The 19,989-nt window shown below is 36.3% G+C and carries 14 protein-coding genes; 8 read left to right on the forward strand and 6 right to left on the reverse strand.

Annotated elements, in window-relative coordinates; translation table 11 throughout:
• Positions 1-780: an LPS export ABC transporter ATP-binding protein gene (lptB, locus tag IPP64_02955; GenBank protein ID MBL0328386.1), complete on the forward strand. Its 780-nt coding sequence runs from the start codon at positions 1-3 to the stop codon at positions 778-780.
• Between the two features lie 97 nt (positions 781-877).
• Here lptB and purS read toward each other — a convergent pair whose 3' ends face one another.
• Both purS and IPP64_02965 read right to left on the reverse strand, forming a co-directional pair.
• Positions 878-1,129, reverse strand: a complete 252-nt coding sequence (gene purS / locus IPP64_02960; protein MBL0328387.1) for a phosphoribosylformylglycinamidine synthase subunit PurS — start codon at positions 1,127-1,129, stop codon at positions 878-880.
• Between the two features lie 13 nt (positions 1,130-1,142).
• A complete protein-coding gene (locus IPP64_02965; protein ID MBL0328388.1) occupies positions 1,143-1,997 on the reverse strand; it encodes a CDP-alcohol phosphatidyltransferase family protein in 855 nt (284 codons plus the stop codon).
• Between the two features lie 169 nt (positions 1,998-2,166).
• Here IPP64_02965 and IPP64_02970 point away from each other — a divergent pair, with 169 nt between their 5' ends.
• The gene (locus tag IPP64_02970) at positions 2,167-3,621 is read left to right on the forward strand and encodes a hypothetical protein (GenBank protein ID MBL0328389.1); all 1,455 of its coding nucleotides are present in this window, start codon (positions 2,167-2,169) and stop codon (positions 3,619-3,621) included.
• On the opposite strand, the gene IPP64_02975 is transcribed toward IPP64_02970, so the two are convergent.
• The 3 genes from IPP64_02975 to IPP64_02985 are packed head-to-tail and all read right to left on the reverse strand — an operon-like array spanning position 3,593 to position 6,493.
• Positions 3,593-4,981, reverse strand: coding sequence for a hypothetical protein (locus IPP64_02975; GenBank protein ID MBL0328390.1), 1,389 nt, complete (start codon positions 4,979-4,981; stop codon positions 3,593-3,595). The genes IPP64_02970 and IPP64_02975 overlap by 29 nt on opposite strands.
• On the reverse strand, positions 4,968-5,900 hold the full coding sequence (locus IPP64_02980; protein ID MBL0328391.1) for a glycosyltransferase family 2 protein: 933 nt from the start codon (positions 5,898-5,900) through the stop codon (positions 4,968-4,970). Before IPP64_02980 ends, IPP64_02975 begins: the two co-directional genes overlap by 14 nt.
• Positions 5,897-6,493 carry a hypothetical protein gene (locus IPP64_02985; protein MBL0328392.1) on the reverse strand — a complete coding sequence of 199 codons (597 nt, stop codon included), beginning with the start codon at positions 6,491-6,493 and terminating at the stop codon, positions 5,897-5,899. The genes IPP64_02980 and IPP64_02985 overlap by 4 nt, the downstream gene beginning before the upstream one ends.
• Positions 6,494-6,611: 118 nt before the next feature.
• Here IPP64_02985 and IPP64_02990 point away from each other — a divergent pair, with 118 nt between their 5' ends.
• Genes IPP64_02990 through hemH form a run of 6 tightly spaced genes read left to right on the forward strand, consistent with a single transcriptional unit; the run spans position 6,612 to position 17,412 of the window.
• Positions 6,612-7,691, forward strand: a complete 1,080-nt coding sequence (locus IPP64_02990) for a PorV/PorQ family protein (protein MBL0328393.1) — start codon at positions 6,612-6,614, stop codon at positions 7,689-7,691.
• Complete coding sequence (locus IPP64_02995; protein MBL0328394.1) at positions 7,688-12,682, forward strand: hypothetical protein; 4,995 nt, start codon at positions 7,688-7,690, stop codon at positions 12,680-12,682. Before IPP64_02990 ends, IPP64_02995 begins: the two co-directional genes overlap by 4 nt.
• Positions 12,679-13,293, forward strand: coding sequence for a hypothetical protein (locus tag IPP64_03000; GenBank protein ID MBL0328395.1), 615 nt, complete (start codon positions 12,679-12,681; stop codon positions 13,291-13,293). The genes IPP64_02995 and IPP64_03000 overlap by 4 nt, the downstream gene beginning before the upstream one ends.
• 31 nt (positions 13,294-13,324) lie before the next feature.
• A complete protein-coding gene (lnt, locus tag IPP64_03005) occupies positions 13,325-14,920 on the forward strand; it encodes an apolipoprotein N-acyltransferase (GenBank protein ID MBL0328396.1) in 1,596 nt (531 codons plus the stop codon).
• 54 nt (positions 14,921-14,974) lie between these two features.
• Positions 14,975-16,378, forward strand: coding sequence for a dihydrolipoyl dehydrogenase (lpdA, locus tag IPP64_03010; GenBank protein MBL0328397.1), 1,404 nt, complete (start codon positions 14,975-14,977; stop codon positions 16,376-16,378).
• A gap of 8 nt (positions 16,379-16,386) precedes the next feature.
• Positions 16,387-17,412 (forward strand): ferrochelatase, encoded by a 1,026-nt coding sequence (gene hemH, locus IPP64_03015; protein ID MBL0328398.1) that lies wholly within the window; start codon positions 16,387-16,389, stop codon positions 17,410-17,412.
• Positions 17,413-17,485: 73 nt separating this feature from the next.
• Here hemH and IPP64_03020 read toward each other — a convergent pair whose 3' ends face one another.
• Positions 17,486-19,972 carry a T9SS type A sorting domain-containing protein gene (locus IPP64_03020; protein MBL0328399.1) on the reverse strand — a complete coding sequence of 829 codons (2,487 nt, stop codon included), beginning with the start codon at positions 19,970-19,972 and terminating at the stop codon, positions 17,486-17,488.
• Between the last annotated feature and the right edge of the window lie 17 nt (positions 19,973-19,989).

Consider the following 19,989-nt stretch of genomic DNA (forward strand, 5'->3'; position numbering starts at 1 on the left):
ATGATTTTACGTACTGATAATCTGGTTAAGAAATACAAAAGCAGAACCGTTGCTAAAAACGTTACGGTGAATGTAAAACAAGGAGAAATTGTAGGTTTACTCGGACCGAATGGTGCCGGTAAAACAACTTCTTTCTATATGATTGTGGGGATGATAAAACCCAACGAGGGAAAAATATTTTTAGATGATAAAGATATTACGGATGAACCAATGTACAAGCGCGCACAATTGGGAATTGGCTACTTGGCGCAAGAAGCATCGGTTTTCAGAAAGTTAAGTGTAGAAGATAATATTCGTTCCATTTTGGAAATGACAAAGTTGAGCAAAGAAGCACAAAATCTGAAATTGGAAGAATTGTTAAACGAGTTTCATTTGCAACATATTCGTAAAAATTTGGGCGACCGCTTATCCGGTGGGGAAAGAAGAAGAACAGAAATTGCTCGTTGTTTGGCTGCAGATCCTAAATTTATTTTGTTGGATGAGCCATTTGCAGGAGTTGACCCGATTGCCGTTGAAGACATTCAAAGTATTGTAGCAAAACTGAAGAAAAAAAATATTGGTATTTTAATTACAGATCACAATGTGCAAGAAACGTTACAAATTACCGATCGAGCATATTTGCTTTTTGAAGGAAGTATCTTAAAGGCCGGAACGGCTGAAGAACTGGCGAGTGATGAGCAAGTAAGAAGAGTATATTTAGGAAAGAACTTTGAGCTAAGAGGAAAGAAAGCGGAGAATGACAATTCTTTGTTAGATGAGGTTCAAGATATTATAGATTAGTTTTTTTCTTTTAAGCCAACAACGTAAGCTTCATTTTTATAACAAAAAACCCGTCTAGAATTATCTGGACGGGTTTTATAATTATAGAATGAATATATTAATTCTCAAACAATTCAAATTCATAAAACTCCATGATTTGATTAGCTAATAATTTTTTACAAGCTTCGTCAACTTTTGTTGTAGCTGCTTCTTTTGATGCTGCTTCGATTTCTAAAGTGATGTGTTTCCCGATTCTTACATTTTCAATTTCAGGAAGACCTAAGTTTTTCATACTTCCTGTTACTGCTTTTCCTTGTGGATCTAATAATGCTTTTAATGGCATCACATCAATTTCTGCTCTAAATTTCATATTGTTTTAATTTTTAATGTTCTATGGTTTTGGTTTTATTCGTCAAATTGCTGATGATGGATAAAACGATGTACAAAAATATAATAAAAGGGATTGCAATGAACTGAAATAGTATTAACAAAATCACAGAAATTATCAAAAATGAGTACCGAATCTTATTGTCTGCCCATCCGAAGTTTTTGAACTTTAAAGCAAATAAAGGCAGTTCAGCGACAAGGAGGTAGGACATGAGCAGTGTCAATCCGACAAGGAAATAAGGGTTCATAATAATCGACTGCCACATAAGAAATGACTCTATTTCGGGACTTAAAACATCTGGACCTAAAGCTGATAATGGAGGGTATAGTGTAAAGGGTTCTTTGGGGGATATCTGATTAAGGATTAATGGAAGGGAGCATATAAGAATTGTATTGGCTGGAGTTGGGACACCAATAAAAGAATCCGTTTGACGTGTATCAATATTGAATTTTGCTAAACGAAGGCAAGAGAATATGGTAATTACAAATCCAATTATCCCATAAATTTCATATTGTGAATACTCTGAATTATAGCTTGAAGGAATAAAGCTATAAGCCATTGAAAGGGTACTTTGATAATGAAATGATTCTTTGATAAGATGATACATCACCATTCCGGGAACTACACCAAACGTTACCATATCGGCCAATGAATCCAATTGTTTCCCTAATTCTCCGCCTACTTTTAATAAACGAGCAACAAAACCATCGAAAAAGTCTAATACGGCTGCAATTCCAACTAAATAAGCTGACATAACCAAGTTTCCTTTGAAGGCAGCAACAATTGCTAAGCAGCCACAAAATAAGTTGCCACAAGTAATCGCATTTGGGATATGTTTTTTGATGTTCATTACTGCGAAAATACTAAAAATAATTCAATGAGTGCCATCACCCAATCCTCCTATCGCCTTATAACTCTATCACTTTATCACCTAGTCACCTAGTCACTTAGTCACCTAGTTACCTAGTCACCTCCATAGTAGTCCTTCGGACTAGTTACTTTTTCCTTACCTTTAGCACATGCAATTCCTATTACCGCTTACGTATACTGCCATCTTCATTTTTTTAATCGCTAAAATGAAGCTATTTGCTTCAGATGCCCTTTTGAAAGTGCAGTGGATAGGATTGTTTCTCTTGAAAGCATTTGTAGGCATTGCAGGATATTACATCTATACCTATTATTATCCGCAATCCGATTTTTATCTTTACCTCGAAGGTAGTAAAAATGTGTTTGATCAGTTTGCCGGAAACACATCTGCTGCTCCAATTACCGGATGGAACTCCAATTTTGATGATAGCTTTTACAATAATTCCAGAATTATAATTGTCATCAATTTTTTTATTCGCTTTCTTTCGTTCAATAACCCTCATGTTCACATTCTTTTCTTCTGCTTCTTTTCTTTTATCGGTTTAGCTGCGATCTTTCGGGCATTTCATTACCACTTTCCGGATCGAAAAAGAATATTGATTTTTAGCATTTTTCTCGTTCCATCGGTCTTATTCTGGACATCCGGAATTTATAAAGAAGCGGTTGCAATCCTTTGTGTCGGATTACTGGTTTTTATAAGTGATTTCGGATTAAAAAAATCATATACGCTTAAAGCAGCTGGAATCCTTTTGTTGCTTTTTCTGTCTCTGTTTTTCTTGAAAATATACATTCTCGCTTGTTTGTTTCCTTTGCTGCTTATTCATTTTTTAATCACTCGAACGGGAAGTAAGCGCTACATCATTAAATATATTTTATGTTTTGCAATACTTGGCGTTGGCTTTCATTTGTTCTCTAAAATCAGTCATCGAACCAATTATTATCAATTAATTGCTGATAAACAATCGAAGGCCATCAGCGAAGCAAGCGGAGGGATTTTTTTAGTGAACGATAAAAATTTTGTTCGACTAGCCTACAACGATTTAGGAATTTTAATAGCACAATCCGATTCAACCTATACCATCAGCGATGGAAATTCCTATATGTCGTGGAAGCTGGATAATATGAAAGACACCACGTTTGTATCCAATTCAAAGGATACCGCTATTTATAAAATGATGTATAGAATTGTTCCCGCAAAAACAGTGCTTCCGATAACTAAAATGGAACCAACATTTTGGGGTGCAATTAAGCAAATCCCTTTCGCAATCCTAAATGTGTTTTTGCAACCGAGTTTGTTCAACATAAAAAATATGCTTCAATTGTTTTCTTGGATAGAAAACATGTGGCTGTTACTATTAATTACACTATCTGTTTTATTCTTCGATAAAAAAGTGCTGCTACAAAAAGAAGTGTTCTTGTTTTGCCTTTTGTTTGCTTTGTTACAATATGCTATGATTGGATTAACAAGCCCGGTGGTTGGTGCAATGGTCCGTTATAAAGTAACGGCTTTGCCATTTTTATTTACCATCTGTTTGCTTTCAATTAATCAAGTAAAACTGCTGGGTAAACTAAAACGAGCTAAAAATTCGGATTCTTATACAGAATAAGTTCAATCATTCCACTCTTATATTCTTTCGCTACAACCCAATTTTTTTTCACGTTTTCAAGGTCATCTATTCTTCCTGAATTGATGATATTGCTGTATAAAAAATAGTGAAAGCTGTTGATGGGGTTTGTTTCAATATCCAAATAAGGAACATCCGGAGTATCCGCGAGCGTAGAGCTATGAAAGTTATTTGTTAACGGAAACTGGGTGCCAATGGTTTCTGGAGCTATCTGTTTTATCTTAATGTATGTTCTCATTTTATGCTCTAATGGAAAATAAGAGATTACCTTTAAAGAAGAATCCCAAGCATTTCCATACCGCTGCGGGTAAATGATAAAATTTCCAGCAAGTAGACAAACTGAAAGGAGTGTATATAAAATGATTCTTGATTTTTTTGCAATAATCTGTTGAATTAAATAAACAACTGCAATGTTCAACAGAATAAAAACTACAAGAAAATATTTATGCCCGATTGGATTGAAGAGGAAAATCATAAAAAGGCTTAGCATTAGTAATGGCAGAAATAAATTGATCATCAGTTCGCGGTAAGCTTCCGTTTTTCCTTTCTTTAAATAGACGAATCCAAAGAACATTAAAACCAACCAAAGAGCAATTCTTCCATTGTCTAGAATCTTCCAGAGAATGTAGATGAATTGTCGAACCATCATAAAACCTGTTGCCAGTTCTTCTGCATTGTCTTCGCGGTATGGAGAAAAAATCAACCATCCGGTTTGCTGATTATGGTAGTATGCCCAGAATGAGAGAAAAAGAAATGTTGGGATGTATTTTCGGATGAGAACAAAATCAATTTTTTTATGTTGAATGCTATCAATCATAAAAAGGGCTGAAGCCAGCATGATCCCGCGAATACTTATTAAACAAAGCAAGAGCAGGGCAATTGAAAACAAGATACTTCTTTTGCTATATAATGCATTTAGTGAAAGTAAAAAGAAGTATGCTATAATAATATCATATCCCATCAACATCGATTGTGTTAGAAAAACGGGTTCGATACAAAAAAGAATTAGCGCCCATACAATAGCCTTATCCTCCAGATAACGTTTGCATAATTTAAAAAATTCATATAAGAGCCCAAGCATAAAGGGCAACATTGCACAATGAGAGACGATGAGTGTTTTTCCAAAACACTTCCACATCCATGTTAAATAGGTTGAGTATAATGGAAATCCTCCTGTGTCGAGCGCTTCAGGAGCAATAAAGCCGTCAAAGCCATTGTTATAAAAATGTACGGAAAGAGAAGAGAAAAAAGTGCTATCCCAAAAAAAAGGAATATTAAAACTAAAAATAGTCAGGAGTGTGAGGAGAATAAAAAAAGGAAGAAGAATTTTAGTGTTCGTCATCGCTTTTTACAATTTCAGAAATACTGTATTGTGGTTTGTTATTTAAAGTAAGGTACATTCGACCAATGTACTCGCCAATGATTCCAAGTGTTATTAAAATCAATCCTCCAAAAAGGATAATGAGCACAACGACAGTGGTCCAGCCTTCAATAAAATTTTTGGCAATAAAATAATCATAGAGGTATTTAATTAAAAGAATAAATCCAACTAATGTTGCAATACATCCCGTTATGGTGGCAAGTCGGAGTGGAAGAACAGAAAATCCAGTAAACAATTTCATAAAAACAGAAACTGATTTTGAAAGCGTGTAATTGCTCTTGCCACTGAATCGGGTTTGGTGTTCAACTGCAACCTGACTTAAATTTTGAGTGATGGTTAAAATGATTCCATCGATATACGGATATGGACCTGCAAATTTTGCAATTTCGGCAACAGTAGACTTGTTGATTATTTTAAACGGAGATAGATATATTCCTTTGGGTTTTGAAACCAGAAGTTCAGCCATCCAACCGTTAGTGGAACTGCCGATATTTTTAACAGCTGTTTGTTTTAAAGAATTGAAGTTGGCGTAACACACATCAAATCCTTTTTTACATTCGTTATATAAAGAAATAATGTCTTTTGGATTGTGTTGTAAATCATCATCCATAATTACACAGTAGTTCCCTTTTGCCATTCTTAGTCCGGCTAGTAACGCATTGTCTTGTCCGCTATTTTTTCGAAGGTGTATTCCTGTGATGTTTGGAAATTGTTTGCTTAGTGCAACAATTTTTTTCCAGCTGTCATCTTTGCTGCAGTCGTTCACAAAAATAATTTCGAAAGAAACATCCATCGCCTGTGCAATTTGTTTTTGCAACTCTTCAATAATTGAAGAGCTGTTGTAAACAGGAATAACGATGCTGATTTCTAATTCTTTCATTTTTTAATGACAATGATGATGTCTTTGTTTAGTTGGCTGACAATCGAAAATTCAAACTTCAATTTAGTACTTAATTCTGTTAATGCGAGCAGTAACGATTCTTGTGTAAAGCGAAAATCGTGTTTTTTGCCATTCACATTTGCCGAAGCTTTTGCCAATTTACCAATTATTCCTTTATTGGTAGACAGATTATTAATGGGTTCGGAAATAATTATTATAGGTGCACAAGCCAACATCTTTACAAATAAACTCTCTAGTTGATTGTTAAAATGATATAACGAACCACAAATGATACACGTGTCAGCTATAGGAAGCTCATTTAGGTCAAGAATATCACGTTTTTGAGCATTTAGCCCTTGTTTTTGAGCATTTTTTACAAATGCGTTATTGATATCGATGCCCGTCCACTCAATGGATTTGCTTTTGCAGTATTCTGCAATAACAACATCCCCAAAGCAAATTTCTGTTACTCTTTTCCCGGAAATTTGATCCGCAACCGGCTTGAAACGCTTGTAATAATTGCCTTTGTAAAGCAACGACATCACAAACCGGTAATAATGGATATTTTGGTATATAAAACTGGTTTTTGCCACAAATGGAATTTATACAAATATACTGAACTAATATGCTTGAATATGCAATATCCTGCCCTTAAATTCGTTAGTAAAAGGTTTGGTATTTTATGTAAATTAGACTAATTTTATAACAATTATGAATAAGAAATTTTTCGCTACTTCAATTGCTTTATTAAGCTTTATTTCAAGTATATTTTCTCAAGCTCCAAAATACAGCAATGAGTTTTTGAATATTGGTGTAGGTGCACGTGCCTTAGGAATGTCAAATTCCTATGTAACCTCTGTTGATGATGTTACAGCAGGCTATTGGAATCCTGCAGGATTACTTGGTATTAAAAACCAGCACCAAGTAGCATTGATGCACAGTGAATATTTTGCTGGAATAGCAAAGTATGATTATGGTGCATTTGCTACCCGATTGGATTCTGCCAGTGTTTTAGGGGTAAGTTTGGTTCGTTTTGGGGTAGATGATATTCCCAATACAACTGAGTTGATTGATGCGAATGGAAATGTGGATTACAACCGTATTACAACCTTCTCTGCGGTGGATTACGCTTTCTTGGTTTCGTATGCTAAACAATTGAAAATTCCAGGTTTGCGATTAGGTGCAAATGTGAAAATTATTCGCAGAAAGGTAGGCGACTTTGCTGGTGCATGGGGCTTTGGATTAGATGCAGGTGCTCAATACGATTATAAAAAATGGAAGTTCGCTGCAATGGCGCGTGATGTAACTTCCACTTTCAATGCTTGGAGCACCAATCTTTCTGAAGAAACAAAAGCGGTTTTTATTGCTACAGGAAATGAAATTCCCGGAAACTCTGTGGAAATTACATTGCCGAAATTATTGTTGGGCGCTGCTCGTAAATTCGATTTTACAGAAAAAATTTCTCTACTTGCCGAAGTAAATATGGATGCAACTTTTGATGGGAAAAGAAATGTATTGATTAAAAGCAAAGCCGTTAGTTTGGATCCCCACATGGGATTAGAAGCTTCATACATGAACTTAATTTTTTTACGTGCGGGCATTGGAAACTACCAAACATATACGGATGCTACAGGTAAAAAAGTAAATACAATGCAACCCAACATTGGGGTTGGTGTAAAAATTAAATCCGTTTATATCGATTATGCATTGACAGATATTGGTGACAAGTCTGTTGCATTATATTCCAATGTGTTTTCCATTAAGGTGGATATCAACAAAAAAGTAAAATGATTAAACGTTTACTTGTCGTATGTTTAATTGTGTTTATCACTTTACAAGTGAACTCGCAAACATATGGCAACGAATGGATTAATTACTCCCAGTTTTATTATAAAATAAAAATTGCTCAAGATGGCGTTTGTCGAATAGATTCAGTAACGCTTGCAGCTGCCGGAATCCCGATCGGATCCATCAATCCAAAGAATTTTCAAATTTTTAATAAAGGTGTACAGCAATACATTTATGTGGAAGGCGAGAGTGATAATGTTTTTAATAGCGGTGATTTTATAGAGTTTTATGCTCAGAAAAATGATGGTGCAATCGATTCGCTTTTATATATTAATACCAGCTTTGTTCCTAATCCTTACTATAGTCTCATTAACGACACTGCAGTTTATTTTTTAACGTGGAATACATCTACGTCCAACAATCGAATGTCGTTGGATACAGCCACGGATTATTCTTCTTATACATCCGATAGTTACTTTTTTAAAGATGCTGTTTCCGAATTTCATAACGAATATTATGAAGGCGCAACCGATGTTGTTGGTGGTACAGATTCCCGTTACACAAAAGCAGAAGGATGGTTTGGTAGTGTTATTAATTTGGGGGCAACCGGAACGTATGCAATAAATACCCCCAATATCTATTTGCCCGGACCAAATGCTAAAATACGTTCAGTAGTAGTTGGTGCATCTCAAAAGCCCTTAACATCCCCCGATCATCAATTACAAATTGTTTGTAATAGTACACTTTTGGTAGATACTACATTCACAGGTTACGAAGCGATTCGATTTACGTATAGTGTTCCATTAACTGCACTTGTCAGTGGCTCAACACCTTTTCAATTTACAAGTGTTACCTCTGCATTTACATCCAATCGTACTGCTGTTTCCTACATCAATGTAAAATACCCTCATACGTTGAACTTAGAAGGTGGGACAAATTTTACCATGTATGTTCCCGAAAATTTTAGTCAAGCAAAAACATTTTATTCGCTTACTAATTTTAATTCATCGGGAACGATTCATCTCTATGATTTAACAAATGCAAAGAGAATACACGTAACAAGTGATGGAACCATTGATAGTGTTATGATTCCTAATAGTGGTGGAGAAAAGAAATGCTACATCACATCTGATGGATTCATCTCTTCTATTGCCATGCTGCAACCTGTTACTCCAACCGCTCTTTTCACAAACTACTCATCTGTTCCATTGGATTCAGCGTTTGTAATCATAACACATAAATCATTAATCACATCGGCCCTGAATTATCAGAGCTACAGGAGTTCTGCTGCCGGAGGATTTCATAATGTTTTAATAGCAGACATTGATCAACTGTACGATCAGTTTGGATATGGTATCGTAAAAAATCCGCTATCAATAAAGGGGTTCAGTAATTATTTATTAAATACATTTCCTACGCCTCCTCAAAATTTATTTTTGATCGGAAAATCTCATCACATGTCTGTAGTGAGAAGTGATCCAACCTATTACCCGCTCGACCTTGTACCTTCTTATGGTAACCCTTCCAGCGATAATTTATTAACTGCCGGAATAAGCGGTGGAGTGGTAGTGCCTGGCATTCCAACCGGACGACTAGCTGCTAAAACAACAGCAGATATCGACATCTATTTAAATAAAGTAATTCAATATGAAGATAAAGTTTTAAATCCTCCCGCAGAATGGATGAAACAGGTTTTGCATTTTGGTGGAGGGACAAGCGCTTTCGAACAAAATACGTTTAAGGCATTCCTGAATTCATACAAAGCAACCGTTGAGGATACATTGTACGGTGGAAATGTGAGCAGTTTTTTTAAAACCAGTTCTGCCCCAATTGATATAAATACATCTGACACTTTGCAGGAGTTTATGGATAATGGTGTTTCATTAATGACGTTCTTTGGGCATGCTTCCGGAAGTGGTTTTGATTTAAGTATTGACGACATTGAGTCTTATAATCCTTTGCCTGGGCATTATCCCTTTATGATTGCAAATGGCTGTTATTCCGGAGATATTCACTCAACAGATTTAACGACCTCCGAAAATTATGTGATAAATAATAATAAAGGGATGATTGGTTACCTTGCTTCTGTTGGACTTGGAGTTCCTTATGCGTTGAATATTTATTCGGGAGAATTGTACCGACAACTATCAACCACAAACTACGGAAAGTCAATTGGAAGTTCTATTAAGAATACAATTTCATTAACAGAATCAACAGCTTTAATTGACCCGATTGTGATGTCTACCTCCAACGAAATGACCTTGCATGGTGACCCAGCCATTGTTATCAATTCCCATCAAAAACCGGATTATAAGATAGCAAATAGCGATGTGTTTTTTGATTTGACACAGGTCAATGATTCAATTATTACGTATGTAGTTAGAACAAATCTTGGAAGGGCTTCTAACGATACAATCTTTACACAAGCGTATCGAACATTTCCTGATGGCGGAACTCAAACGTACTACTCGTATACAATCGCTCCTCGTTTCAAAGATACCATCGCAATCAAAATTCCATGGGACTTCTCACGTGATATCGGGTTGAATAAAATAAGAATTACGTTGGATTATTTTAATCGTGTGGATGAATTAAATGAGTCGAATAATGCAACAACGGATATTAATTTTATTATTAATGGTGGTGATGTTATTCCTGTTTATCCTTATGAATTTGCAATTTTACCCATTGATACAATAACCCTCAAAGCATCTACAGCAGATTTATTTGCTCCACTTCGTAATTATGTTTTTCAAATTGATACAACAGATACGTTTAATAGTCCGTTTTTGCAAACGTCTACTCTTATTAGTTCTACTGGGGGGGTAATCAAATGGAAACCGTCTTTTAGTTTTAGTCCTTTAACTGTTTACTATTGGCGAGTGAGCCCTGACTCTACTTCTATTGCAAGTGGATATAAATGGAGAGAGAGTTCTTTTCAATACATTCCCGGAAAACGCGGTTGGGAGCAAGCTCATTTTTTTCAATTTAAAAACAATGATTATCAATATGTAAAGTTTAATCGCCCTTTCCGCAGATTTGATTTTGTAAATGATATTAAGAGTTTGCAATGTAATAATGGTTTATCTGGTTATGTTGGTTGGTTTAATGTGAATTATAAATTGAATGGAGCCTTGGAATACGTTTCCAGTTGGGCAATTCCGGGTTTTACAATTGCAGCATTCGATCCTGTTAGCAACACAAGCATGAAGTCTATTTCCTTAGGAACCGGTTTTTCTCAGTTTGGAAGTGTTACTTTTTCTACGGCAGGGTTAGAAGAAAATGCTTGTGATTATTTTGATACTGATTCAGTCAACAGAGCAAAAATTACCAATTTTATAATGAATGATATTCCTGTCGGATACAATGTGTTGGCGTATTCACAAGACAATCATTCCATTCCTGCTTACGAAGAAAGTTTATACTTGGCTTTCGAATCACTTGGCAGTGCCCAAATTCGATCCGTGCCTTCGCAACGTCCTTTTATCATGTTTGGAACAAAAGGTGATCCCATTGGATCTGCTACCGAGGTTATTGGTGATTCGATTAATTCAATGATACAGTTGGATACTGCCTTATTTAGTAACTGGAATCAGGGTTTTATTGCTTCTCCGGTTATTGGCCCGGCTTTAAGTTGGGATTCTTTATCATGGAAACAACATCACATCGATGGTGCAATCACTGCTGATAGTATTTTTGTTCAGGTCATTGGAATAATGGCCGATGGTTCGGAAGATACCTTGGCAAATTTTAATTCCTCTCAGTTGGATATTGGAAATTTAAATTCGTATGCAAATGCAGCCATCTATCCCAATATTCGTTTGATTGCATACATGAAAGACGATACATTAAACACCCCTCCTCAACTGGAACGTTGGCAAGTTATTTATACGCCCGTTCCCGAATCGGCCATCAATCCGGTGTTGGGTTATTATGCAAAGGATTCAGTTCAAGAGGGCGACAATATGGTTGTTCATTTGCCTATTCAAAATATTAGTGAATATACCTTTGTCGATAGTTTATTAGTGACTTACTGGATAGAAGATGCAAACAATATTAGTCACGCTTTGCCTTCGAAATTAAAAAAGAACTTGTTCACTCCGAATGAAGTTATAATTGATACTATTTTAGTCAACACAGAAGGTTATCCGGGTGCCAATGCACTCTGGGTTGAAGTTAACCCAATTAAACCAATGGATACATTGGATTTGCCCAAAACACAACTGGAACAATATCATTTTAATAACATTGTACGTATTCCTTTCAATACATCTTCTGATCATATCAACCCTCTGCTGGATGTTACGTTTGATGGTGTTCATATTTTGAATAGTGATATTGTTTCTGCGAAACCGAATGTTTTAATTCAGTTGAAAGACGAAAATCAGTTTTTAGCACTGAACGATACTGCAGATTTTAAATTGTTTCTGCAATATCCTTCGGCCACCATTCCTCAACGAATTTATTTTGGTTCCACCCTTTCGTTTACTCCCGCTTTATTGCCAAACAATAGCTGTAAATTGAATTTCACCCCATCGCTTTATCAGGATGGAAAATATCAATTGATTGTGCAAGCAAAAGATAAGTCCGACAATCAATCGGGTGGAATTGATTATAAAATTAATTTTGAAATCGTAAATAAAGCAACGATTACCGAAGTGATGAATTATCCGAATCCTTTTTCTACAGCTACTCATTTTGTATTTACATTAACCGGTTCGGAAGTGCCAACCTACTTTAAAATCCAAATTTTAACAATTACCGGCAAAGTAATTCGGGAAATTACAAATGATGAATTGGGATTGTTGCATGTAGGCAGAAACATCACAGATTATGCGTGGGATGGTAAAGATGAATTTGGTGATCAACTTGCAAATGGTGTTTACCTGTATCGTGTGGTAACAAATTTACGAGGGGAGGAAATCGAAAAACGGGAAAGTGGTGCAGATCAATATTTTAATAAAGGATTTGGTAAAATGTATTTAATACGATGAAACATTTTCTTTTAGTTTTTCTATTCATTCAATTCTTTTCTGTCACTCTTTTTTCACAATCTTCTTTCAGAAAACTTTCTCGCCCTGAAAAATGGTGGGTGGTTACTCATCCAATTAAAGCTAAAAAGGCACAAGTCGTTACCCAAAAAGTACAGATGGTTGTAGATTCTGTTCGCAAAAATGGCAGTATCGGAAATGAAGAAAATGGAGGGAAATTGGATGCCTTTAAACACGCTTATTGGATGGCATCTTTAGCTTGTAAAATCGGAAGGAGACAAGCGCTCAAATTAGGTAAGGCTCATGAAAAAGGCAATTACTTACAATATAAAAAACAATTGCTTGAGGATAAAAGTATGCCAGATTCTGTCAGCTCTGTTATGGATATGAGAAACAATGCATTCGGTGCCAGTGTTGCTCAAAATAATAAGAATCGTTCAGCAATCATGCTTCAAAAATTGATAATGGATGGTTTCGCAACGGGACAATTGGTTGTTCTCAAAAAGGATGAGGAAGGAAATTATTTGACCTGCGATGGGCGCGTGATTCATTTAGATGAGTGGAAAGGGAAATGGAATGTTCCAAAGTGTGTTGTTCCTTCAATGAATCATTGATTTTAGTAGTATCTTTGAAAAAATAATTTTTTTGAAAAAATATCAATTATATATTTTATCTGTTTTAGCTGGTTTATTGTTAGCATTTGCTTGGTTTCCTCATGGTTGGATTCCACTCTTATTTGTAGCATTTGTTCCATTGCTCTGGATTGAACATCTTGTTTATCAGAATCCGGAACGGTTTAAATCACGTATTGTTTTTTTTACTTCTTTTTTGTCTTTTTTTATTTGGAATCTGTTAACGACCTGGTGGCTTAAAAATGCCTCTGTGGGTGGAGCAGTTATGGCAATCGGCCTGAATTCTATTTTTATGTCTCTGGTATTTTTATTTTTTCATAAGATAAAAAAACGCATTGGCGAAAAATGGGGATATCTCATTTTTATTTCTATTTGGATAACGTTTGAGTTTTTATATCATGGTGATCAACTCACATGGCCATGGTTAACGCTCGGAAATGCTTTCGCTGATAGCGTGAGCCTCATTCAATGGTATGAATACACTGGAATATTTGGTGGTAGCTTATGGGTGTTGATTATTAATTATTGTTTTTTTAATATCCTTACTGAAGGTATTACTAAGGGAAAAGGAATCGTTTTGGCGCTAATGCTTCTTCTCCCTATCGGAGTGTCTTTTCTTTTAACTCCAATTCTTACTTTAAATAAAGTCGCTCCGAATCAACATCAAATTGTGATTGTTCAACCGAATATTGATCCGTATAACGAAAAGTTTTCAGGCTCTTACGAACAGCAATTACAAAAAATGTTAGAGCTTGCTTCTCAAAAAACGGATTCCACTACCGAGTATATTGTTTTGCCTGAAACAGCATTAATTGAAGATATTTGGGAGGATGAATTGCAGCAAGCTTCTTCTGTTCTTGCGATCCAAGAGTTTGTAAAAAGATATCCGAAGGTGAAGATGATAATTGGTGCTTCAACTGCGAAAGCATATAAACCAGGTGAACCATTGTCGCCAACTGCCAGAAAATTTTATAATGCAGATGCTTATTATGATGCATATAATACTGCTTTTCAGTTTGATAATTCTGGACATATTCAACAATACCACAAGTCAAAATTAGTTCCAGGCGTAGAACAAATGCCTTTGCAATTTATTTTTAAATACCTTGATAAACTTGCATTGGAAATGGGAGGAACGAGTGGAAGTTTAGGAACTCAAGTTGAACGAAGTGTTTTTTATTCGAAAGATGAAACAAAAACAATTGCACCAGTTATTTGTTATGAAAGTGTGTATGGTGAATATGTTACTGAATATGTTAGAAAAGGTGCAACACTCATAACAATTATTACGAATGACGGTTGGTGGGGGAATACACCCGGACATATTCAACATCTGAAACTAGGAAGATTGCGTGCAATTGAAAACCGCAGATGGATAGCGCGTTCAGCAAACACGGGAATATCTTGTTTTATTGATCCTTATGGGAAAATATCACAGGCAACGGATTATTGGGTGCCTGCAGTGATTTCAGGGGCTGTAGAATATAAAAACCAGCTGACTTTTTATACTCGTTTTGGCGATTATATTGGGCGAATGGCAATGTTTATATCATTTTTATTGATTATTTATTCTTGGTTAATCCGTTTCAGAATTATTAAAAAATCGTAATTTCGTGCGGTTTTTGGAGCAAATATCCAAAACGAATTTTCAAAATACTTTTTTATGGAAAAATTTGATGTTACGATTATAGGCTCAGGTCCCGGTGGATATGTAGCGGCTATTCGCTGTGCGCAGTTAGGAATGAAAACTGCACTTATTGAACGTTATTCCACTCTTGGTGGAACATGCTTAAATGTTGGATGCATTCCATCAAAAGCATTACTGGACTCATCTGAACATTTTCACAATGCGACCCATACCTTTACCGAACATGGCATTGATGTTAAAGATGTAAAAGTGAATCTTGCTCAAATGATCAAGCGCAAAGGTGAAGTTGTAAAACAAACGTGTGATGGGATTAATTTTTTGATGAAAAAAAATAAAATCACAGTGTTGAATGGACATGGTTCTTTTGTAAATAAAAACACCATTGAAATTACTGGAGCTGATGGTAAAAAAAATCAAATAGAAACCGCAAAAACAATTATTGCTACAGGTTCAAAACCGACATCTTTGAAAGGAATTGAAATTGATAAAAAACGTGTGATTACTTCTACTGAAGCGTTACAAATGACAGAGGTTCCCAAACACATGGTGATAATCGGTGGTGGAGTAATTGGATTGGAGTTGGGTTCTGTGTATGCACGTTTAGGTGCAAAAATTTCGGTGGTGGAATTTACAGGAGGCATTATTAGTACTATGGATGCAGCCTTAGGGAAAGAACTTCAAAAGAGTTTGAAAAAACTTGGTTTTGAATTTTATTTCAATCACAAAGTAACTGGTGTGGTTACAAAAGGAAAAGAAGTAATCGTTTCTGCAGATAATGCAAAAGGTGAAAAAGTGGAAGTGAAAGGAGATTATTGTTTGGTTTCTGTAGGACGCAGACCTTACACGGATAATCTTGGTTTGGAGAAAGCTGGTGTGAAAATGGACGATAGAGGAAGGATTGAAACGGATGTGCATTTGCAAACAAATGTTGCTGGGATATACGCAATCGGTGATGTGGTTAAAGGTGCAATGCTTGCTCACAAAGCTGAAGAAGAAGGAACCTTTGTTGCGGAAACAATTGCAGGACAAAAACCACACATCAATTATAATTTAATTCCCGGTGTTGTTTATACTTGGCCTGAAGTTGCTGCAGTTGGATTCACAGAAGAGCAATTGAAGGAGCAAGGTAAGAAGTATAAGGTTGGAAGTTTTCCTTTTAAAGCAAGTGGTAGAGCACGTGCTTCAATGGATACGGACGGTTTTGTAAAAGTATTAGCGGATGAAACAACCGATGAAATTTTAGGTGTACACATGATTGGTCCCCGTGCTGCCGATATGATTGCTGAAGCAGTTGTAGCCATGGAGTATCGTGCAAGTGCTGAAGATATTTCTCGCATGAGTCATGCACATCCTACTTATACCGAAGCGATGAAAGAAGCTTGTTTGGACGCTACAGCAAAAAGAGCATTACATATTTAGTTGTAACGATGAAGACAGGAGTTCTCTTAATTAATCTTGGTACACCCGATAGCCCTTCTACCGCGGATGTTCGAAAATATTTAACTCAATTTTTGAATGATCCTCGTGTTATTGACATCAATCCGATTGGTCGCTTTTTATTGGTGAACGGAATCATTGTGCCTTTTCGTTCTTCCAAATCTGCAAAGTTATATCAACACATTTGGACAAATGAAGGTTCTCCACTTTTAACCAATAGCAATAAAATGAAAGTGTTATTGCAAAAGGAATTAGGAGATCAGTATGTTGTTGAACTGGGGATGCGTTATCAAAATCCCAGTTTGGAATTTGCATTGAATAAGTTGAAAGAGGCGCAGGTGGATAAAATTATTATGATTCCATTGTATCCGCAATACGCTTCTTCCAGTACTGGATCTTCTGTTGAAGAAGCAATACGCTTGTTGAAAAAATGGGAAGTAACACCGTCATTTGAAGTGATTTCAAAATTTTACGATAACCCGGATTTTATTCAAGCATGTGTGGAGGTCGCAAAAAAATACGATATCAAAGACTACGATCATGTTGTATTTTCTTATCACGGTTTGCCCGAACGACACATAAAAAAGGGATCAGACCATTATGGTAAAGGCACTTGTCAGTTGGGAAGTTGTTGCGATAAGATTACAAAAAACAATCAATACTGCTATCGTGCAAATTGTTTCGAAACAACCCGCCAATTAGTAAAACACCTAAATATTCCTGAAGGGAAATACGAAACGACATTTCAAAGTCGTTTGGATGATAAGTGGATAAAGCCATACAGTGATAAGGTAGTGGAGCAAAAAGCAAAAGAGGGAAAGAAAAAATTATTGATTTTTTCACCTGCTTTTGTGGCCGATTGTTTGGAAACCATTTATGAAATAGGAGTGGAGTACGATGAAATTTTTAAAGAACATGGTGGTGAAAAAGTAACATTAGTGGAAAGTTTAAATGACTCACCTAAATGGATTGATGCATTGAAAAAAATGGTCCTCAATGCGAATCATAAAAATTAAACCTTTTAAAAATATAAAACAAAACCCCTGAAGTTTTTTAACTTCAGGGGTTTTGTTTTATAATGAAAAAATATTATTTAATAACGAGTTTCTGGCTGTGGTAGGCATTTGTGTTAGAGGCGGTGACCAAATAAATACCTTTTGCTAAAAGAACATCAGAGTCAATTGTCACTAGCTGAGAATCAGAAGAAACATTCACCATTTTGGAAAACACTTCTTTACCCATTGCATCTCTCACAACCACTAATACCTCACCTGTGAACATACTCAATCGAACTTGACTCGCGTTTCCTGCCGACAAAGGGTTTGGAAAAATCGAAATATTTGCCTCATCGACCCTATTAAATTCTACAGGAATAATATTAGAATAAGTGAATTGTCCGTTAAAATCGGTTTGCTTAAGCCTGTAATAAGAAATTCCTGTATATGGTGAATAATCAACTCCAGAGTAGTTAATTATGGTTGTGCTGTTTCCTGCACCATCTTCTTTTCCTACTACAACAAAGTTTTGTCCGTCTTTGCTTTTTTCAATTGTGAAAAAGTCATTGTTTGTTTCACTAGCCGTTGACCATTTTAGATCAACATGATTGTTGTTTGTTTGTGCTTCGAAACTTAGCAGTTCAATTGGTAAGGGATTTATTAAAATACTGACAGAAACGGAAGAAAACGTAAAGGGACTAAAAGCAGTAACAGCTGCAGATGTCTGGATTGTACCCAAAGCAGCACTGCCTGTCATTGTTCCACTTCCGTGGTCTTGCCATGTAGCACCATCATAGCGCGCAACATGCAAATCTGTAGTGAAAGTATTGATTCCGCTTCTTGTTCCATTTTCCCAATAGAGTGTTACAAACACATTGGATGTACCCGCAGTTCTATTGACGATCCAATGTTCAACAGAACTAACGTATGCGATTGTTGCTGCAACAGGAGTTAGTGTTGAATAAGCGGCATCAAAATATTGAGCAGTATATGCATCTGTGGCAACAGAAGGAGCCGTAATCGCTGTTCGTGCCCATATTAAATTATCACCTACAGGAAAAACAAAGGCATCATTTCCTATTTTTCGCATTGGGCCATCCACAAAACTTGCAGAAGATCCGGCAGTTGACGTAGCGTTATCTATTAGTGTTAATAGATTTGTTGCATCCGTGTAAACATTCCCATCGGTCAATGTTAAAGCACTGTTTACGGATAATGGAGTTGTTAAAGTTACTCCGGTAGCAGAGGTGTTATTTACAACAAAATTATAAAATGCTGTTGTTAATGTGGTTCCAGCTATCGTTTGGGCGGCAGTTCCTGTAAACTGCATTGTATTTATTCCAACAGGAGTGCCTGAAGTAAAGGTAGAATTGTTTGTGAAATTTCCACGTATCGTATGAGTTATACTTGCAACATTATTATCGCGAGTGGCATTAAATACACCACTTGATTGCAACAATGTATTTCCTTGTACTACTATTCCACCGGCAGACCAAGGGCCATAAATCGCAGAGTTTTGTACAGTGAAGTTGCCTTGCATAGTTTGTGCACCATTTGAATATTTCCAGCTAATAGCACTGACACCATCTGCAATCACATGTCCATAGGTTATTGGCAACATGTCTTGCCAACCAGTTGAATTGTACCATACTGTACTTGTTGCATCCATTGTGTAGGTTGCAAAACCGTTTAATGGTGCGCGATTTGGACAGCCTGTTCGCACAGTAGAGCCCGCACCCATCGTTAGTGAACCTGCACCGGTATTGTATCTGCCTAAAACTGTCATCCTGCCTGTCACAGTCGTGTCCGGAATAATAACAGTGGTATTTGCAGCAACAATCATATTCCCGTCATATGTATCAAAATTTGCTGCACTTGGTCCTCTAATCGTAACAGTAGGAGTATTGGTTGTTCCAAAGGTTAGATTTTGTGCTTTGAATAAGTATCCACCACCGGCATTTGCCAAGACCATTGTTTGTGCACCAGTACCATTAAATACGATGTGTGGCTCATAGGCGCCAACAGTTCTACCCCAAACCCCAATGTAAACATTGTTATTAAATGTAAGTGTTCCTGGAGTAGCACCACCACCAGCTAAATTTTCTGTAATAACATAAGTATCTCCATTTCCTGTGGTGTGTATGCGCGTTACGCCATTGAAAATAATGTTCCCACTATTATTAATGTTTAATCTTAAAACATCATAAGAGACACCATTACTATATCTTACTGCATTAAATGTTCCAGTTCCATTCACTGTGAGTGTAAATGCACCCACATTTAATGTTGTTGTTCTGAGGCCTGAACCGCTGTTTTCAGTTACAGTAAGATTGTTCACAGTAATGTTTGCAGACAGTGAAATGGTTTGGCTCGTGTTAGTCGTAAACGTCATTGTGAAATCATCGCCGGTTGCCAATGCGCCTCCACCGGACCAATTCGCTACATTGTTAAAGTCAGTGCCTGCACCACCTGCACCTGCACCAGTCCAGGTTCTGGCAATTGCAAACGTTTTACTTGTAATCAGCACCATCGTGATGAATACAAAAACGTATGCGAGATATCTATGTGAAATATTTTTCATCTTAAAATAGATTTAAT

It is taken from the genome of Bacteroidota bacterium, from assembly GCA_016722565.1.
Classification (GTDB): Bacteria; Bacteroidota; Bacteroidia; order 2-12-FULL-35-15; family 2-12-FULL-35-15; genus 2-12-FULL-35-15.

Coding starts and splice junctions, on each gene's coding strand:
- purS (MBL0328387.1), bottom strand. CDS start 1,129: ATGAAATTTAGAGCAGAAATTGATGTGATGCCATTAAAAGCATTATTA.
- hemH (MBL0328398.1), top strand. CDS start 16,387: ATGAAGACAGGAGTTCTCTTAATTAATCTTGGTACACCCGATAGCCCT.
- lptB (MBL0328386.1), top strand. CDS start 1: ATGATTTTACGTACTGATAATCTGGTTAAGAAATACAAAAGCAGAACC.
- IPP64_02975 (MBL0328390.1), bottom strand. CDS start 4,981: ATGACGAACACTAAAATTCTTCTTCCTTTTTTTATTCTCCTCACACTC.
- IPP64_02980 (MBL0328391.1), bottom strand. CDS start 5,900: ATGAAAGAATTAGAAATCAGCATCGTTATTCCTGTTTACAACAGCTCT.
- IPP64_02965 (MBL0328388.1), bottom strand. CDS start 1,997: ATGAACATCAAAAAACATATCCCAAATGCGATTACTTGTGGCAACTTA.
- IPP64_02970 (MBL0328389.1), top strand. CDS start 2,167: ATGCAATTCCTATTACCGCTTACGTATACTGCCATCTTCATTTTTTTA.
- lpdA (MBL0328397.1), top strand. CDS start 14,975: ATGGAAAAATTTGATGTTACGATTATAGGCTCAGGTCCCGGTGGATAT.
- IPP64_02990 (MBL0328393.1), top strand. CDS start 6,612: ATGAATAAGAAATTTTTCGCTACTTCAATTGCTTTATTAAGCTTTATT.
- IPP64_03000 (MBL0328395.1), top strand. CDS start 12,679: ATGAAACATTTTCTTTTAGTTTTTCTATTCATTCAATTCTTTTCTGTC.
- IPP64_02995 (MBL0328394.1), top strand. CDS start 7,688: ATGATTAAACGTTTACTTGTCGTATGTTTAATTGTGTTTATCACTTTA.
- IPP64_03020 (MBL0328399.1), bottom strand. CDS start 19,972: ATGAAAAATATTTCACATAGATATCTCGCATACGTTTTTGTATTCATC.